Consider the following 16,347-nt stretch of genomic DNA (forward strand, 5'->3'; position numbering starts at 1 on the left):
TGGCAGCGAGTCTCGTGGATCTGATGGAAGCTGCTGATGAAGACACCGGCCTCCATGACTGACGTCTTGTTTTGAAACCATGAGCTGCAATGCATCAAGGGGAGCCTCGGCTCCCCTTGATGCGCAAGCATGAGTGGATCTGGTCGAGGGTCAGAAGTCCATGGTCAGCCCAAGGTTCAACCGGCGGCCATCCAGCACCACGCCGTAGGTGTCATTGGTGACTTCCTTGTCAGCGATGTTGTAGAGGCCAGCCTTGACGCGAGCGCTCTCGTTCAAGGCATAGACGACACCCACATCGAAGAAGGTATAGCTCGGCGTGCCTTCGCTCATGCTGGTACGTGACAGGTAATCACTGGTTTCGCCACGGTAGTTCCCCTGTGCCCACAGGTTGAGGTCGTGAGTGGCTTGCCAGTCCAGCGCCACGTTGAGCATATGTTCCGGGATCTTGTTCAAGGGCTCGCCCTTGAATTCACCACTTTTCTGCTCGGAGTCGGTGTAGGTGTAGCTGGAGCTAAGGTTCACGCTTGGCGTGATGGCATAGTCCAGTGACAGCTCGATGCCCTGCATGACAGCTTCGTCGATGTTGCGGTAGGTGCTGACGAAATAGTAGTCAGTGCCGGCATAGCTGCACTCGCGGAAGGCGGGATCGGAGAAACCTTCATCCGGACCCTGGCAGAGGCGGTCTTCTGAGATCTTGTCCTTGAACTGGGTGTAGAACAGGGTGGCGCCGGCGCTGAGCGTGCCAGACTGGTTCTGGAAGACGGTGCCCAGCTCGTAGTTGGTGCTGGTTTCCGGATCCAGCTCCTCGTTGCCGATGATGATGGCACTGCCCTGGCCAGTTCGACGACCGAAGCCCTCTGTTGCAGCGGATAGACTCGGTTGGCTGTAGCCCGTGGAGACCCCGCCCTTGAGCGTCCATTGTGGATCAAGGTGATAATTGGCATAGACGCGTGGCGAGAGATGTCCGCCAAACAGCTCGTCATCGTCGTAGCGCAAGCCGGTGGTGACGTTGAGGTCCTCGGTCAGACTCCACTCCATCTCGACGAATAGTGCGGCAATCCAGCGATCGACGTTATCAACAGCCCCCGGGACATTTGAGGCCAGCAAGCCATTGGTCTCATCCGTCAGCTGCTCGAATTTGTACTGACCGCCGAAGGTCAGCATATGATCGCCCCAGAAGTATGTGGTCTGGTTGTTGAACGTGGTGACTTCTTCACGCTTTTCGTCATCGGAATCCAGCACGTTCTCCGAAATGTCATGCTGTAGATAGGTGTCCGTGAGGAAGCTGCCGTAACTCCCCTTGTGGCCGAGGGTGTAGACGTCCTTGTCATAGCGATAGCGACTGGTTTCGGAATCATCCGCAATGCTCACGCCGGCATTGTGGGTATATTCCTGCTTGGACGCGGTATAGCCGAGCGTGAACGCATTGTCCTCATCCGGCGTCAGCGTGAATTCGGCCCCCCCTTGACGAATGTCGCTGTCAGGCGTGCTTTCGGCATTGTCATCACTGCCCTGGTAATCGCTTTCTTCATAACCGGTCCAGTTGCCGTGAACCTTGAGCCCGAGCAGGCCTTCGATGAGCGGCCCGCTGGTATAGAAACTCAGCTGCTGCCCGTCGTTGCTGATGTCGTTGAGCGAGTGGGTATATTCCGTCGTGACAGATCCCGACCAATCATCCGCCACCTTCTTGGTGATGATGTTGATGACGCCGCCCATGGCTTGTGAGCCGTACAGCGATGACATCGGTCCGCGAATCACTTCCACTCGCTCGATCATCGAGATCGGGGGGAGGCCAATCTGCTTGCCTTCATCATTGCCATTGGTATTGACGGAGCGGCCAGCCGAGAGCGGGCGGCCATCGATCATGTAAAGCGTGTAGCTATTGTCCATCCCTCGAATACTGATGTCCTGAGAATTCCCGCCCCCCGTAACATAGACGCCAGGCACATTATCCATGGCATCAGTGATATCCGTGTACGACTGCTTGTTGAGCTGCTCGCCGGTAATGACCGAGATACTGGCAGGGGCATCCGAGATCACCTGTTCGTAGCCGGAAGCTGTCACCACCACAGGTTCCAACTGGCTGGATTCGTCAGCCTGTACGCCAGCAGGTAGGCAAGCGGCGGCGATACCGATAGCCAAGGCCGATCGAGCAAAGGGGAGTGCGGGGACTGTCATGTTCCTGGATCCTTGAGGTCGCGATTATGTCGTTATTGAGCCACGAGGTTTTTTAGGGTTGTGGGCCACTGAGCGCTCTGTTGACGTCGACTTCGGGTAGGGAATGCGACAGGCGCTATCGCTTCAATGTCGATCTTTTTTTCGTATTTACGAAAACAAATGATAAACATTCGTATTTTTTAGTTCAGGTGTGTTTCTCTGCTGTCAGAGTTGCGTTTTTCGCAACTCTCGGTAGTGGCATGGGGTTGCTCGTAAATTGCGGGTTGTGCAACGCACAGTTGCATGATTTTGGGGAAGCAGTCGTGCTAGTATCGCAAATACAAATGATATTAATTATTATTCAATAAAAGAGAATGTCGATGAACGTCGCTGGGCTCACCCTGTCTGTCTCTACTCTGTTGTTGGCTGCTTTACCTTTTAGTGCTCAGGCACACGAAGTCGCCGGGGAAGAGCATGGCCCTTCCGTCGTGAGTTTGGACTGGGGCGCTGCCGATACGCTGGATGAGCTGGGATTAGCTGAGCACCTCGTCGGGGTTCCACATCAGTCTGCGCCCGCCTATGTGTCACATCTGGTCAAAGGTCGGGCAGATATCGGCGGGCTCAAGGAGCCTGATGTCGAGGCGATCGCGGGATTGGAGCCGGACCTGATTTTGATCACCGGTCGTCAATCTGGATCACTTGAGGCGCTAAAGGCTGTGGCGGAGACGCGTGATGTCACTCTCGAAGAAGGCAACTACTTCGAAGCACTGAGCGGCAAGGTACTGAGCTTGGCGTCCCCGTATCATGTCGAGGAAAAGGCACGTGAGAAGCTGGCAGTGCTCAAGTTGGATATTGCGACGGCGCGTGAAGGGCTGGCGGAAGATCTTGACGCGTTGGTCGTGACCCATAACGACGGTCGTTATGTTCTGCGCCAGGAGCCGATTGTCACTGAGCTGCTGCAGATCGATCAGCCGGCGCTGCCGAACTCCGTAGAGCCGGTTAGCCGTGGTGAGCGTACTTTCTACCCGCTGACGCCAGCGAATATTGTCGAGATGGCGCCGGATGTTCTGTATGTGGTTGATCGCAGTGCTGCCATTGGCCAGACCCCGATGGATGCTGACGCGCTTAAGGCCGCGCTGGCCGATGCTGGCGGTGCGGACATTGGTGTTATCGTGCTATCCCCGGGGCTTTGGTATCTCTCCGGCAATGGCTTGCAGAGTGTGCGTGCCCAGATGAATGAGATTCTCGAAGGGCTGTAAAGGCCGGGGCACACGGTTTCTTGTCAGACACACGAAGGCCAGGCAGATGCCTGGCCTTCGTGTGTCTGACGGATATGCATCAGGCGATGTTGTCTGATCAGAGGCTTAGCGCTGCTTGAGCTGATCGCGCAGGCCGGTCGGGACCTGTTTGATGATCAGACGGTCACTGGCTTCATCGTATTCCACCGAGTCACCCAGCAGGTGCGAATCAAAGCTGATCGAGACGCCCGCGGCGCGCCCGGTGAAACGCTTGAACTGGTTGAGCGTCTTCTTGTCCGGCGGGATTTCCGGTGACAGCCCATAGTCGCTGTTGCGAATGTGGTCGTAGAAGGCCTGCGGGTGCTCTTCATCGATCAGCTCAGACAGCTGGTCCAGCGTGATCGGCTCGCCGAGCTTGGCCTGGTCGGTGGCGTAATCGACCAGGGTATCGGTCTTTTCGCGGCTGACTTCCTCGGCCATGTCTTCCTTCTCGACATAGTCGCTGAACGCCTTGAGCAGGGTGCGGGTTTCCTGCCCGGCATCCCGCTGCTCCTGTGCACCCAGCGTTTCGGCGAAGGCCTCGGCGAGCTTGGTGCGCCCGCGATCACGCGCCCAGGACAGATAGGGGTGAGAGGTCGAGCTGCCTTGCCACTGACTGATATCCAGTCGCGCGGCCAGTGACATCTGGGTCAGGTTGAGCTGGCGGGCAGGCGTCACCGCAAGGGTCTCGTCGATCGCGAAGCCATCACGATGGTGCAGCAACGCCATGAACAGATGACGCGTCTCGCCCTGTTGGTGATCCACCACCAGCAGATGGCCGCCTGTCGGGAGGTTGTCATCGATCAACGGCATGAGACGACTGGCAAGCGTCTGGGTCAGGCTCGCGAAATCGCTATCACCTGCGAGGAAGGCCGCCAGTTCCGTGGGGAAGGCAGCAGGCGCGTCTTCATTGAAACGGCCCCAGTTCTTGGCCTTGCCGTGGTAGGCATCATTGAGCCCGGACACCAGATCCTCCAGTGCATCGGATGCCGCCAGGGTGGTGGCGGCAGGCACCAGCTGGGCCGGCGTCTCGCTGTTGCCCTTGTCGATACGGTGAATGATGCTGTGCAGGATCGGCATGGGAACCTCCCTCGGCTGCGATGAACGGGCTGGGGATGATACCTGCCACGCCCCATAGCGTCACTCTCCGCGAGGTCTCTTCACGGACAGGTTTCACCCTGGATCAGTCGAGTCGTGAGCAGGCGAGGCGAGGCGGGTTCCAGCCCCAGAATCATTCGCGCGGCAAGGCGGCCTTTCTCGGTACTGTCCTGCTGGACCGTGGTCAGGCGAGGTGAGCGATATTGCCCTTCCTCGATACCATCAAAGCCGGTGATACGCAGGTCTTCGGGAATCCGGATGCCGCGTTGTTCGGCCAGAGTCACGGCGGTCAACGCGATGCGGTCGGACATGCACAGCAGGAGGTCTGGCCGTTCACTGGCCGGAAGATCCAGAATCTCTGCCAGCACCGGCGCGCAGACCTCGTAGGTGTTTTCCTCGATGTTCCACATCGTCACAGAATCGGGGGAGATATCCCGCTCAGCCAGCGCACGATGAAAACCCGCCAGTCGCGAGCGGGTGATGGTTCGACCCGCCGGGAGCAGCGCGTGGGCCTCGGTGATGCGGCCGTTGCAGGCTGTTTCGGTCAGGCGCAGGTTGACGATGCCGATGCGACTGGCGGGTGTCTTCAGGGCATGTTGCGCGATGGCGTAGCAGGCGGGCTCATCATCCACGTGGATGGCGGGGTGATCGCCCAGATCGAAGTCGACCGCCACGATGGGCTTGTGCCCCGCGCTCTGGAGTTCTTCCACCAGCGCCATGCTGGCCATCAGCCCGTAGACGATGAAGCCATCGGCAATGCTGGAAGACCCCGGCACCTGAGAGGCATCCTGGCGACCCGAGAGCAGCAGCAGGGTATGGCCGTGGGCGTCCAGCACTTCGGCGATGCCCGATAACAGCTCGCTGGCGACCGCGTCCTTGAGGCTGTAGGTCAATGTCTCCGCGAGTACCACGGCGATGATCCGTGAGCGCCCCGTACGCAGGCTTCGCGCCTTGGCGTCCGGACCACGATAGCCCAGCCGTTTTGCCTCCTCGAGAATCCGCTCGCGCAATGCAGGCGAGAGCTGGTCGGGGCGGTTGAAGGCGTTGGAGACACTGGCGGTGGAGACGCCCAGTTCTGCGGCTAGCTCCTTGAGAGTGATACGGCGAGGCGATGACACAGGCGTCGGGTTCCTGGAGTAAAGACTGATTCGGTCAAGAGAAATTCAGGATATCGGTCAGTCTGATGAATGCCTAGTCCAGCGTATGAGATTGAAGCCACAGCAGGGGCTGGCCTGCCGGTTGCCATCGGGACGGGAGCTTGGATGAGTGGAGAGGGCACTCAGCTCTGCGTGAGCCAATAGACATCACGCAGAGCCGTTTCTCAAGATGGCGTGTCCTCTTGATGAGGGCAGTTCAGGCTGCCTGGCGTTGCCGGGTCAGGCTCAGCGCACGATCCTGGCTGTCGAACAGATGCACGTGCTCCAGGTCCGGCACCAGTGCGACGCGCTGGCCGATCTTCCACTGACTGGGAGCTTCGCTGCGGTGGATCAGCAGGCTGTCGCCGTCTTTCGGGTCGAGATAGACGTAGACTTCGTTGCCCAGGTACTCGACGTTGACGATCTCGAAGGCATTGTCGCCGCGGGCCTCTTCCAGGCAGAGGTGTTCGGGACGAATCCCCAGCGTCAGACGGCTGCCGGCACGCTCGTCGCCGGCATCGCGAGGCAGCTCCAGCTCGCCGATCCCGGCTGTCGTGATGCGACAGCCATTGCCCTCGCTCCGCAGCAGCTCCGCCGGCAGGAAGTTCATGGTCGGGGAGCCGATGAAGCCGGCCACGAAGCGGGTCGCCGGCGCCTGATAGAGCGTCTGGGGGCTGCCGACCTGCTCGATACGCCCATCACGCAGTACCACGATCTTGTCGGCCAGCGTCATGGCTTCGACCTGGTCGTGGGTGACGTAGACCATGGTGGAGCCCAGGCGGTGGTGCAGGCGGGCGATCTCATTGCGCATCTGCACCCGCAGCGAGGCATCCAGGTTGGAGAGCGGCTCATCGAACAACAGGATCTTCGGCTCACGCGCCATGGCGCGCCCCATGGCGACGCGCTGTCGCTGGCCGCCGGAAAGCGCCTTGGGCTTGCGGTGCAGCAACTCCTCGAGCTGAAGGATGCGTGCCGTCTCCATCACGCGTTGTTCGACGCTTTCCTTGTCGGTCTTGGCAAGCTTGAGGCCGAAGGCCATGTTCTCGTACACCGTCATGTGCGGGTAGAGGGCATAGGACTGGAAGACCATGCCCACGCCACGCTCACGCGGGGGAAGGTCATTGACCAGATCGCCGGCGATATGCATCTCACCGTCGGTGATCGATTCCAGTCCGGCGATCAGGCGCAACAGGGTCGACTTGCCACAGCCAGACGGCCCGACGAAGACCACGAATTCGCCGCTGCCGATCTTGAGATCCAGATCCTTGATGATGTGCGTGCTGCCGAAGGTCTTGTTGATCTTGGAGAGGGTTACGCTTGTCATCTTGCGACTCCCAGCCGGTGCTCGGCACCGGCTTTCGAAAGAAGGTTAGTCGAGTGCCAGGAAGGCAGCCTGATAGGCCGGAAGCACCAGCCGCGCTGCCCGGGGCTGAGCCGTGTCCAGCTCGGCAGTAAAGCCTGTGCCTTCGAGCAGACGCGCGCTGCCGGCGTAGGCTTGCGACAGTGCGGTGACCTGTTCAGCGCCCGTGAGATTGAAGAGGCACAGCATGCGCTTGCCGTCATGCTCGCGCAGGAAGCCCAGCAGCTCGTCCCCCACGTCCACCAGCTGAATGTCCCCCTCACGCAATACCGGATGCTGACGGCGGAAATTCAGCAGGGCGCGGGTGGCATGCAAGACCGAGTTGGCGTCGTCTTCCTGATTGGCCACGGCCAGGGGGAGGTGGCGTTCATCGACCGGCAGCCAGGGCTCGACACTCGAGAAGTCCCCCTGGTCCGTCTGACGCCAGGGCATGGGGGTCCGGCAACCGTCGCGGCCCTTGAATTCCGGCCACAGCACCTTGCCGTAGGGGTCCTGAATGCGCTCGAAGGGCACGTCGGCTTCCGGCAGGCCCAGCTCCTCACCCTGGTAGAGGCAGACGCTGCCGCGCAGTGACAGCACCATGGCCAGAGCGACCTTGGGGTAGGCCACCGGGTCTTCGTCGGCGCCCCAGCGTGTGGCGCTGCGCACGACGTCGTGGTTCGACAGCGCCCAGCACGGCCAGGCATCGCCGGCCAGACGCTGGAAGCGCTCGATGACTTCGCGGAGATAGCCTGCAGAGTGCGGCGCATTGAGCAGATCAAACCCGTAGGCCATGTGCAGCTTGTCGCCCCCGGCGGTGTACTCCGCCATGCGCTCCAGCGGCTTGTCATCACCGATTTCGCCCACCGTGGTGGTGCCGGGGTATTCATCCATCAGGGCGCGTAGCGCTTTCAGGAAGTCGAGGTTTTCCGGACGGCTCAGGTCATAGACGTGTCGCTGCCAGGTATAGGGGTTGGAATCCGGCGCGCCCAGGGTCTTGGCCTCGCCCGCCGGCACCGGCGGATTGTCGCGCAGGGCCTGATCGTGAAAGTAGAAGTTGACGGTATCCAGGCGGAAGCCATCGACGCCGAGTTCCAGCCAGAAGCGCATGTTGTCGAGCTGAGCCTGTCGGGCCTCCGGGTGATGGAAGTTCACGTCGGGCTGGCTGGTCAGAAAGTTGTGCAGGTAATACTGCTGGCGACGCGAGTCGAAGGTCCAGGCCGAGCCGCCGAAGATCGACAGCCAGTTGTTGGGCGGCGTCCCATCGGGCTTGGGATCTGCCCACACGAACCAGTCGGCCTTGTCATTCGTGCGGTCCTGACGGCTCTGCTGGAACCAGGGGTGCTGGTCGGAGGTGTGGCTGATCACCTGGTCGATCATGATCTTCAGGCCCAGGGAATGGGCGCGCTCCAGCAGGGTCTTGAAGTCCTCCAGGGTGCCGAACATCGGGTCGACATCCCGGTAGTCGCTGATGTCATACCCGAAGTCGAGCATCGGGGAGGTGAAGAAGGGCGACAGCCAGATGCCATCCACGCCCAGCGATGCCACGTAATCGAGTCTGGCGGTGATGCCCGGCAGATCGCCGATGCCATCGCCGTTGCTGTCCAGGAAGCTGCGCGGGTAGATCTGGTAGATGACGCCACCGCGCCACCAGCTGGAGGAGGTCTGCATTTGGGCTTCGAGCAATGACATGACGATTATCCTTTGACGGCGCCGGCGGTCAGGCCGGAGACGATGCGGCGCTGGAAGATCATCACCAGGATGACCAGCGGTATGGTGACGGTGACGGAGGCGGCCATGATCGGGCCCCAGGGGAGCTCATGCTGGCTGCCGCCGGAGATCAGGGCGATGGCGACCGGCACGGTGCGTTCGCTGTCGGTCAGCGTGAAGGTCAAGGCGAACAGGAACTCGTTCCAGGCCGCGATGAAGGCGAGCAACCCGGTGGTGGCCATGGCCGGCCACATCAGGGGCAGGAAGACCTTGGTGATGGTTTCCCACGGTGTGGCGCCGTCCATGATCGCGGCCTCTTCCAGTTCCATGGGCAGCTGACGCATGAAGGTCGTCAGTACCCAGACGGTGAAGGGCAGCGTGAAGATGGTGTAACTGAGAATCAGGCCACCGGGGTTGTTGTAGAGATTCAGGCTGCGAATCACCTCGAACAGCCCGGAGAGCACTGCGACCTGAGGGAACATCGAGACCCCGAGGATGATCAGCATCACGGTGGAGCGACCGCGAAAGCGCACGCGTCCCAGCGCATAGGAGGCGGTGATGCCCAGCAGCAGCGCGATCAACACGACGCTCAAGGCGATCAGGATCGAGTTGCCGATCGCCTGCAGGAAACTCTTCTGCGCAAAGATCTGGGCATAGTTGCTGAAGTCCAGCGAGGTCAGCCAGTAGTTGACCTCGAACAGCTCACTGGACGGTTTCAGTGAGGTGATCACCGCGTAATAGAAGGGGAACACGGCGTAGACGATGATGATGGCGATCAAGGCCCATTTGCCGACATGCTTGGCGAGTCGGGTCAGCTGGTAGCGATTCATCGGAGTCTGATTCATTTCTCCACTCCCAGTTGGCGGCGGCCAAGGTAGAGGTAGACCACGACGGCCAGCGCGATGATCAGGAACAGCATCGTGGAGGCGGCACTGCCGTAGCCCACATCCTGGAACTCCACCAGTTGCTGGCGGGCGTAGATGGACATGGTCATGGTGCTCGACGAGTTGGAGGTCAGCACATAGATGACATCGAAGACGCGCAGTGCATCGAGAAGGCGGAAGATCACGGCCACCAGCAGGGCCGGGGTGATCAATGGCAGGGTGACACGGAAGAACACCTTCACCGGGTGGATGCCATCGACCTCGGCGGCCTCATAGCAGTCCTTGGGCAGCATCTGCAGCGCGGCGAGTACCAGCAGTGCCACAAAGGGGATGGTCTTCCAGACATCGACCATGATCACGGCCCACATCGACAGATCGGCATCCGCCGTCCAGGCCAGGGGCGCATCGATCAGCCCCAGCCCCATCAGCAGGTGGTTGATGATTCCGAACTGGTCATTGAGCATCCAGGCCCACATCTTGGCGGAGACGATGGTCGGGATGGCCCAGGGAATCAGCACCGCAGCCCGGACCAGCATGCGTCCCTTGAATTCGGCATTCAGGAGCAGCGCCACGATGATGCCGAAGACGACTTCCAGCGACACCGAGATGACGCTGAAGTAGACGGTGTTCCAGACGGAGTTCCACCACACCGGGTCAGCCAGCAGGCCGTACCAGACGCCGTCGTCCTTCACGAGATAGTTCTCGAAGCCGATGAAGGCGGCACCGGTCGTGTCCGAGAGCGAGGCATCGGTCAGGCTGAGATAGAAGGTTCTCAGCAGGGGCCAGCCGGCCACCAGCGCCAGTGCGACCAGCATCGGGGCGAGATAGGTCCAGGCCGCGCGTACCCGCTGGCGTCTGACCTTGGTGCCGCGTTTGCGAGTCCTGGCCGAGGGCGAGCCCGTTGACACTGACTCATTGAGCGTGGTTGTCATGCGAAACCTCCCGGGTTACCAGCGACGACGTTTGATGCGTGACAGTTCGCTCTTGAGCTGGGCAACCGCCTGGGCACCGCTCTGCTCGCCGCTCAGCACGCTATGGGTCGCGTTGAAGAAGGCATTGCTCACCTGGCCGTAGTTGTCTCCGGTGACGGCTGACGGACGGGCCACGGCATTGGTGAAGGTGTCGTAGAGCGTGCCGAAGAAGGGCACGGCGGTGAGCACCTCCTCGTCCTGATACAGCGCCGTGAGGGTCGGGTTGTAGGCGGCCTGGATGGCTCGGCGTTTCTGCTCGGGTTCACCGGTGAGGAAGGCCACCAGCTGAGAGGCGAGCTCGGGATTCTCGCTGTACTTCGAGACCGCCAGGTTCCAGCCGCCCAGCGCCGCGGCACTCTCGCCCTCGGCGCCATGGGGCAGCTTGACCACCCCGACCTTGCCGGCCACCTTGCTGTCATCGCTCTGGGTCAGCGACCAGGCGTAGGGCCAGTTGCGCATGAAGACGGCGTTGCCGGACTGGAAGATGCCGCGGGCTTCTTCCTCGGAATAATTGAGTGCGCCCTGCGGGGTGATCTCGCCGATCCAGCTGGCGGCCAGGTCGAGTGCAGTGGCCGTGTTGGGGTTGTCGATGGTGATCTCGCCATCGGCATCGACAATGGCGCCGCCGTCATTGCTGGCGACCCACTCCAGGGCGTTGCAGGTCAGGCCCTCATAGGCACGTCCCTGGAAGACGTACCCCCACATCTTCTCGCTGCCGGCCTCACGCTCCTTCGCCTGGATCTGCGTGGCGGTCTCTGTCAATTCCTGCCATGTCTCGGGAGGTGCGAACCCGTACTTCTCCAGCAGGTCCTTGCGGTAGTAGAGCACCCCGGCATCCGTGAACCAGGGCATGGCCACCAGGCGGCCATCCACCGTGTTGTTGTCGACGATGGTCGCGAAGTGGCCCTGCGCCGCCTTTTCGCCGAGCGTCTGGTGCAGATCAAGCAGGTGATTGGCGAGCAGCCCCGGCCAGACCACATCGATCTGCAGGACGTCGATATCCCCGGACTGGGCCGACAGAATCTGCTGGTAGAGCGAGAGGCGTTCCGTCGAGGAATTGGGCGTGGAGACGATGTCGACTTCATGGCCGGTCTTTTCCTCCCAGGCCGCGACGCCCTGTTCACAGAGTTCCAGCTCGGCCCCGACCGCGCCGCAGGAGATGGTCAGGTCCGCGGCCATGGCGGGGGCGGTGGTGGCCACTCCCAGCAGGGCGACGCTTGAGGCGATCAGTGTCTTGCGTTGCATGGCAAATCCTCGTCACTTGTTGTTGTTGGGCATTCATCGGCCATCTGGCGGGGGAGAATCCTGAGGTTGTCCGATGGTACTTCTTAAACGATTAAGACGTGATCACAGTCAAGCGATTGGCGTCGATATCCGCAACCTGAACTTTGGTCTTGCTGTCGCTGATATGTCGCCAGAAATGGGAGTTTTACGCGGTGATCGCTCCCCTTTGGTCGAATTTCGACATAGGTCGTGTGTCTGAGAGGCCAGATTGCCACTAGGGTCTTAAACGATTAAGTGAATATGGCGCCTACGACAACGCCAATGACGAAGGCGCCACTTCGCTGATCATCGCCAAGCGAGTGATTCGTCAACAACAACAAAGGCTCTCTCCAACATGACTACTTCCCCCCAGCGCCCGCTCAAGGCCCCTCTGGCCATGGCTGTTGCCATTGCCATCATGAGTACCAGTGGTCTCGCCACTGCCGACAGCACGGGCGACATCGAGGCGCGGCTCGCAGAGCTGGAGCAGCGCATCAATGACGCCGAACAGCGGGCCAGAGCGGCTGAGCGTCGCGCCGCCGAGGCAGAGCAGGCGATGGCCGTTCAGCGCCGAACGAATGAGACTGATCAACCCGCGCGCGTGACCGCGCAGACCGAGGACCTCGAAGAGCGTCTGGCCGCCGTGGAGCGTCAGGCCAGTGGCGAGGAAGGTTTCTCCTTCAATGCCTATGCCCGCTCAGGTCTCCTGATCGGGGAAGGGGGCAAGAGCATTGACGGCGGCCCCTATCTCACCCCGGCGGGGTCGGTGGGGGGAGCGGTCGGGCGGCTGGGGAACGAGCCCGATACCTATGTCGAGACGGTGCTCAACTACAAGACGCGCTACGACAACGGGGCAAAGGCGCACTACCGCACCATGATTGCCGACGGGGTGGAGACCAGCAACGACTGGACCTCGGACGAGTCCAGCCTGAACGTACGACAGGTCTACGTGGAGTTGAGCGATCTGCCGAGCTTCACTGGCGCCTTCGAGAATTCCGCCATCTGGGCCGGCAAGCGCTTCGATCGGGACAACTTCGACATCCACTGGCTCGACAGTGACTTCATCTTCCTTGCCGGCACCGGCGCGGGTATCTACGACGTCCAGCTCACCGATGATTGGAAAGCCAACTTCTCGGTCTACGGACGCAGTTACAGTGAATATCCGACCGAGGATTCCGACACTGGCGGCGATACCGACAACCTGACCTTCACGATGAACAACTACGTCGGCAACTGGCAGTGGATGGTCAGTGCATTGTCTGCCGCAGACAACGAAGAGCGCGCCATGGACACGGGCGCCACAGCCGCGGATTCCGGGTTCCATACCATGCTGGCCTATCATGGCGACAGCTTCTTTGGTCTCGCCGACGGCAGCTTCAAGGCCGCCGTGCTGCATGGCCGAGGGCTTGGCGCGGAGACGAAGGTCATCGGGGGGGACGGGAATCTGACAGATGACGCGACCTCGACTCGACTCGGCCTTTATGGCACGACCTATCTCGCGCCCAAGTGGCGTCTGGCACCGGCCGTGCTGGCGGAAGTCAGTGAAGACCGTTATGCCGAAGGCGACGAATACTCATGGGCGACGTTCAATGCGCGTCTGGCCAATGAGCTGACGTCGAATTTCGAGATGCAATACGAACTCAGCTATCAATGGATGGATCTTGACCCCGGTGCCTCAGGCACTGCCGTGGAAGGGAGCTATCGAAAATTCACCATCGCGCCGACCTTCAAGCCTGAAGTTGGTGGCTTCTGGAAACGTCCGGAAATCCGCCTGTTCGCGTCCTGGAGTGACTGGGATGAGGAGCTCAATGACTTCTCGGATGAAGATGCGCTCGGGAGTGCAGGTTTCACGGGAGGTGAATGGGCCTTCGGCGTCCAGAGCGAGGTATGGTTCTAGGAGCAGGATGCCAAGCCAGTCATCGCCTGCCAGTGTTTCGATCTTGCCCGCGGTTAGCCGCGGGTTTTTTGTAACGCTAGCGCTGGATGGTTGAGACGCTGACCCCAAGCTGACCAGCGATATCTTTTCTCCGTAATGCTGGAAGGAGCTGCTTGGGAAGTCGGCATGAATTTTCGGTGTCGTTATCCCTTGCTTATGCAGCTTGATAACCATGATGATTTTCCTGTATGAATTACTTGATGCGTTTACGAGAGGCTAATAAAGGATAAATTCGTTGTAAAAATAGATCATCCGGCACCCTACAGTGAGTTGTCGATGAGTTATGCTGAACGTTTTTTCCTATACATTTAATGACGGTTTTTATATTAATTGTTGGGAGTCGGTAAATGACGATATGCCACGGAAAGATGAAGGGAACTTTTTGTCGATGATGTTGTATCGGATTTGCTGGCTCGCGCTATATTTCATTTCAAGTCAATGGCAGCGCCACCAATGAGTTGAAGCGGTAGGGCTGTTGTTGACCACTAATATCTGTGCTAGCTTATATTCGTGGCCTGCCATGAGGCTCAATCACAGCATGTGACGGGTCATTGGTTGATTTTTATTTGTTGCATTACTTGTTTTATTTAGGAGGCTGCCATGAATAGCGATATCGCCGAAGGTAAGTGGAAGCAACTCAAAGGTAAGGTGCGCGAAGGTTGGGGAGAGCTTACCGATGAAGATGTCGACGAAATTGCGGGTCGCAAGGAGCACTTTGTCGGGAAGGTTCAAGAGCGTTATGGCATGAAGAAAGAAGATGCTGAAAAAGAATGGGATAAACTGTCCGATTCGTGAAGTTTTTTAATATATATATTTCATGTTACCGATGCTTGCATTTTGCAGGCATCGGTTTTTTGTGTCTGAGCTCCAACAACAAGAGCAGCACGCATGGCATGCAGGGTTTTAAAATATTTTCTCGAGAATACCTGGGATGGCTATTCGACAGCAGAGGCGTTGTCGGGAATGGTCATTCGGTTTCTCGACGCATCTTGCGTAGCTCAGCTGTACTGACATTCTTGGAGACTGCTCTCTGGAGAAGTACTGCCGTGCCAAGCCATTGATGTGCTCATTGGCCCATTGCCAGGAGGGGGCTATAGGGGCATAGAAACACATCTACTGCCAAAGCCCTTTGCAATATCTTCGTGATCGGCGACCTCCAAGTCGTATCCAAGGTCATCGTCTGGGTGTACCACGACGAGGCTTCAGTAACCGATGCATCGTCTGTTGCGTCAGTTCTACTGTGGTCCTGAGCACTCATGCTGCTAGAGATAGTCGCCAGGGTCGTGTTATCGAAAGGAGGATATTGACTCTCTGGTGGCACACGTCAAAGCCAACGTGATACGGCTGTATCCTTCATCATGTGCCTGCTGCATGCTTGCGTGATCCGCGATATGGTCGGCCAATGATTATCCAATGTGGGGTGGGATGCCTTGATGAGATATTGGGCATTGAGCCTCGTTAGGGAGAGAGCATGAAAAAAACTGACAGCGCACCTGCCACCAAGCGCGTCACCATCACGGATGTGGCCAGAGAGGCCAATGTCTCGATAGCGGCGGTCTCGCGTGCCATGAATCCGGAAGGGAGCAGTTCACCCGAGATGCGCCGTCGTATTCTGGCGGTAGCAGAGCGCCTGGGATACAAGCCGAATCGGTTGGCGAGAGGCATCAAGTCACAGTCCAGCTTGATCGGCATTCTCGTGACGAATTTCGAGAATCCGGTCTATCTGGCGATTCTCAGCGAGTTTTCGGCGGCCATACAACGACACAACTGCCATACGTTGCTGATCAACGTGAACACCGAGAAAAGCATTTCGGAAGCCGTCTCGTTGGTGATGGAGTATCACGTCGATGCACTGATCGTCACGTCGGCCTCTGTCCCTCCTGAGCTGGTCGAAGCCTGTGCTAGGCAGAACACGCCGGTCGCGATCTTTGGGCGTGATGGCGAAGACTCCGGTGCAAGCGTCGTCACCTGTGACGATGTCGAGATGGGCCGAATGGCGGCGGATCATCTCATTGATCATGGCTATCGTCGCCTGGCGTATGTGGGAGCATCGACCAAGGAACAGGCCACGCTGGACAGAAAGCGTGGTTTCATCGAGCGCCTGGAGCAGCGCGGACTCACGCTGCATGGCGTGGGCGAGGGGCATCGTCACAGCTACGACGCAGGATATGAAGCGACCTGTGAGTTGCTCGCTGCCGCCGAGGTCATTCCTGACAGTATCTTCTACTTCGATGACATCATGGCCTGTGGTGGCATGGATGCGATTCGCCACGAATTCTCTCACCGGATTCCGCAGGACATCGGCATCGTCGGGGTGGATGACATCCGCTTTGCCTCAAGCAAATCCTATGATCTGACGACGATTTGCCAGCCCTTCACGGAAATGGTCAACAAGACGGTGTCGTTGTTGTTCGTGCGCATCAAGCAAGGGGATACGGCGCCAGATCGCATCATCATGCCATGTCATATCACCCAGCGCGGCACGACCCAGCACGTCGGCTGAGACCCACTCTCGACGAAACCTGCTCTGGATACGTCTCACTCTGGATGAAGCCTCAGAGGATTCTCTCTGGACT

At 59.3% G+C, this 16,347-nt stretch carries 12 protein-coding genes; 4 read left to right on the top strand and 8 right to left on the bottom strand.

Going from position 1 to position 16,347, the window contains the following annotated elements:
• Positions 1 to 150: 150 nt before the first annotated feature.
• Entirely contained in the window at positions 151 to 2,178 is a 2,028-nt protein-coding gene (locus HXS65_RS03380; RefSeq protein WP_176493087.1) for a TonB-dependent receptor domain-containing protein, read from the bottom strand.
• A gap of 359 nt (positions 2,179 to 2,537) precedes the next feature.
• On the opposite strand from HXS65_RS03380, the gene HXS65_RS03385 reads away from it, so the two are divergent.
• The gene (locus HXS65_RS03385) at positions 2,538 to 3,416 is read left to right on the top strand and encodes an ABC transporter substrate-binding protein (RefSeq protein ID WP_176493088.1); all 879 of its coding nucleotides are present in this window, start codon (positions 2,538 to 2,540) and stop codon (positions 3,414 to 3,416) included.
• Between the two features lie 105 nt (positions 3,417 to 3,521).
• Here the strand turns inward: HXS65_RS03385 and HXS65_RS03390 are convergent, their stop codons facing one another.
• The 7 genes from HXS65_RS03390 to HXS65_RS03420 form a co-directional block, all read right to left on the bottom strand.
• Entirely contained in the window at positions 3,522 to 4,514 is a 993-nt protein-coding gene (locus HXS65_RS03390; protein ID WP_176493089.1) for a nucleoid-associated protein, read from the bottom strand.
• A gap of 80 nt (positions 4,515 to 4,594) precedes the next feature.
• Positions 4,595 to 5,650 carry a LacI family DNA-binding transcriptional regulator gene (locus tag HXS65_RS03395; protein ID WP_176493090.1) on the bottom strand — a complete coding sequence of 352 codons (1,056 nt, stop codon included), beginning with the start codon at positions 5,648 to 5,650 and terminating at the stop codon, positions 4,595 to 4,597.
• 235 nt (positions 5,651 to 5,885) lie between these two features.
• A complete protein-coding gene (locus tag HXS65_RS03400) occupies positions 5,886 to 6,992 on the bottom strand; it encodes an ABC transporter ATP-binding protein (RefSeq protein WP_176493091.1) in 1,107 nt (368 codons plus the stop codon).
• A 45-nt stretch (positions 6,993 to 7,037) separates the two neighbouring features.
• Positions 7,038 to 8,678 carry an alpha-glucosidase family protein gene (locus tag HXS65_RS03405; protein WP_176493308.1) on the bottom strand — a complete coding sequence of 547 codons (1,641 nt, stop codon included), beginning with the start codon at positions 8,676 to 8,678 and terminating at the stop codon, positions 7,038 to 7,040.
• 26 nt (positions 8,679 to 8,704) lie between these two features.
• On the bottom strand, positions 8,705 to 9,547 hold the full coding sequence (locus HXS65_RS03410; protein WP_084208934.1) for a carbohydrate ABC transporter permease: 843 nt from the start codon (positions 9,545 to 9,547) through the stop codon (positions 8,705 to 8,707).
• An 11-nt stretch (positions 9,548 to 9,558) separates the two neighbouring features.
• Complete coding sequence (locus HXS65_RS03415; RefSeq protein ID WP_176493092.1) at positions 9,559 to 10,533, bottom strand: carbohydrate ABC transporter permease; 975 nt, start codon at positions 10,531 to 10,533, stop codon at positions 9,559 to 9,561.
• A 15-nt stretch (positions 10,534 to 10,548) separates the two neighbouring features.
• The gene (locus tag HXS65_RS03420) at positions 10,549 to 11,817 is read right to left on the bottom strand and encodes an ABC transporter substrate-binding protein (protein WP_176493093.1); all 1,269 of its coding nucleotides are present in this window, start codon (positions 11,815 to 11,817) and stop codon (positions 10,549 to 10,551) included.
• 373 nt (positions 11,818 to 12,190) lie between these two features.
• Between HXS65_RS03420 and HXS65_RS03425 the strand changes: the two genes are divergently transcribed.
• The 3 genes from HXS65_RS03425 (at position 12,191) to HXS65_RS03435 (ending at position 16,274) form a co-directional block, all read left to right on the top strand.
• Positions 12,191 to 13,732: a carbohydrate porin gene (locus HXS65_RS03425; protein ID WP_255304403.1), complete on the top strand. Its 1,542-nt coding sequence runs from the start codon at positions 12,191 to 12,193 to the stop codon at positions 13,730 to 13,732.
• Between the two features lie 639 nt (positions 13,733 to 14,371).
• Positions 14,372 to 14,566 (top strand): CsbD family protein, encoded by a 195-nt coding sequence (locus HXS65_RS03430; protein ID WP_054555838.1) that lies wholly within the window; start codon positions 14,372 to 14,374, stop codon positions 14,564 to 14,566.
• 676 nt (positions 14,567 to 15,242) lie between these two features.
• Positions 15,243 to 16,274, top strand: a complete 1,032-nt coding sequence (locus HXS65_RS03435) for a LacI family DNA-binding transcriptional regulator (protein ID WP_084208930.1) — start codon at positions 15,243 to 15,245, stop codon at positions 16,272 to 16,274.
• The last annotated feature ends 73 nt before the right edge of the window (positions 16,275 to 16,347 follow it).

Source organism: Cobetia sp. 5-25-4-2, from assembly GCF_013374075.1.
GTDB classification, from domain to species: Bacteria; Pseudomonadota; Gammaproteobacteria; order Pseudomonadales; family Halomonadaceae; genus Cobetia; species Cobetia marina.

Bases quoted from the DNA above. Each gene is read 5' to 3' on its own strand.
- HXS65_RS03380 (WP_176493087.1), bottom strand. From the start codon at position 2,178: ATGACAGTCCCCGCACTCCCCTTTGCTCGATCGGCCTTGGCTATCGGT.
- HXS65_RS03385 (WP_176493088.1), top strand. From the start codon at position 2,538: ATGAACGTCGCTGGGCTCACCCTGTCTGTCTCTACTCTGTTGTTGGCT.
- HXS65_RS03390 (WP_176493089.1), bottom strand. From the start codon at position 4,514: ATGCCGATCCTGCACAGCATCATTCACCGTATCGACAAGGGCAACAGC.
- HXS65_RS03400 (WP_176493091.1), bottom strand. From the start codon at position 6,992: ATGACAAGCGTAACCCTCTCCAAGATCAACAAGACCTTCGGCAGCACG.
- HXS65_RS03405 (WP_176493308.1), bottom strand. From the start codon at position 8,678: ATGCAGACCTCCTCCAGCTGGTGGCGCGGTGGCGTCATCTACCAGATC.
- HXS65_RS03410 (WP_084208934.1), bottom strand. From the start codon at position 9,547: ATGAATCGCTACCAGCTGACCCGACTCGCCAAGCATGTCGGCAAATGG.
- HXS65_RS03415 (WP_176493092.1), bottom strand. From the start codon at position 10,533: ATGACAACCACGCTCAATGAGTCAGTGTCAACGGGCTCGCCCTCGGCC.
- HXS65_RS03420 (WP_176493093.1), bottom strand. From the start codon at position 11,817: ATGCAACGCAAGACACTGATCGCCTCAAGCGTCGCCCTGCTGGGAGTG.
- HXS65_RS03425 (WP_255304403.1), top strand. From the start codon at position 12,191: ATGACTACTTCCCCCCAGCGCCCGCTCAAGGCCCCTCTGGCCATGGCT.
- HXS65_RS03430 (WP_054555838.1), top strand. From the start codon at position 14,372: ATGAATAGCGATATCGCCGAAGGTAAGTGGAAGCAACTCAAAGGTAAG.
- HXS65_RS03435 (WP_084208930.1), top strand. From the start codon at position 15,243: ATGAAAAAAACTGACAGCGCACCTGCCACCAAGCGCGTCACCATCACG.